Genomic DNA, 274 nt, shown 5'->3' on the forward strand with positions numbered 1-274 from the left:
GGATAATCCAGCCCGTAAACTTGTACCACTTACAGCAGCATTGAGTTTATTCACAAAAACAATACCTGCACCTAAATAGGTCTTGATGTTCACACCCGATTCAGTCAGAATATAATAAACTTGTTCTGCTACTAAAGGGTTACAGGCAAAATCTTCAAGTCCTACGTTATTGGAAGAACCTCCATATTTAGCTACCATACTGGTATAGTCTTCAACAATAGCAAACGTTCCTCCTACAAAATCTGCACGAGCTAGGAAGGAAGCAGAACCTCTA

General features: G+C 39.8%; 1 protein-coding gene. It reads right to left on the reverse strand.

The features are described from left to right. On the reverse strand, window positions 1-274 hold a 274-nt coding region (locus EOD29_RS36280; RefSeq protein WP_164763940.1), incomplete at both ends, for a hypothetical protein.

The sequence above is a fragment of the Mesorhizobium sp. M1A.T.Ca.IN.004.03.1.1 genome (assembly GCF_003997555.1).
In the GTDB taxonomy this organism is placed as follows: Bacteria; Pseudomonadota; Alphaproteobacteria; order Rhizobiales; family Rhizobiaceae; genus Mesorhizobium.